This window comes from Peribacillus sp. SIMBA_075 (assembly GCF_046534585.1).
On sequence record NZ_JAWRYN010000679.1, the window covers coordinates 1 to 269 of the forward strand.

A 269-nucleotide genomic window follows, 5' to 3' on the forward strand; every position below is an offset into this window, starting at 1 on the left:
GTTCACTCGCTCTAACTTTATCGTTTAGTTTTAGTTTTCCTTTTTCAACTTGTTCCATAATTAATAGCATTGTCATAATCTTTGTCATACTAGCAGGTGGTAACTTTTCATTCGGATTTTTATCAAACAAAACTTTACCTGTATCTTGCTCAATTACGATCGCTGACGACGCTTGTTCCGCTAACTTCGGCGTGGTTTCTTCTGTTTTTTCCTGCTTCGTTTTCTCAGATTGTGCGAAACTAACTGAAGTACCAGAAAGCAATAACATG

At 36.8% G+C, this 269-nt stretch carries 1 protein-coding gene; it reads right to left on the reverse strand.

Annotation, left to right across the window (positions count from 1 at the left end; all coding sequences use genetic code 11):
- On the reverse strand, positions 1–268 hold a 268-nt coding region (locus SB775_RS29900; protein ID WP_410864873.1), incomplete at its 3' end, for a serine hydrolase.
- Between the last annotated feature and the right edge of the window lies 1 nt (position 269).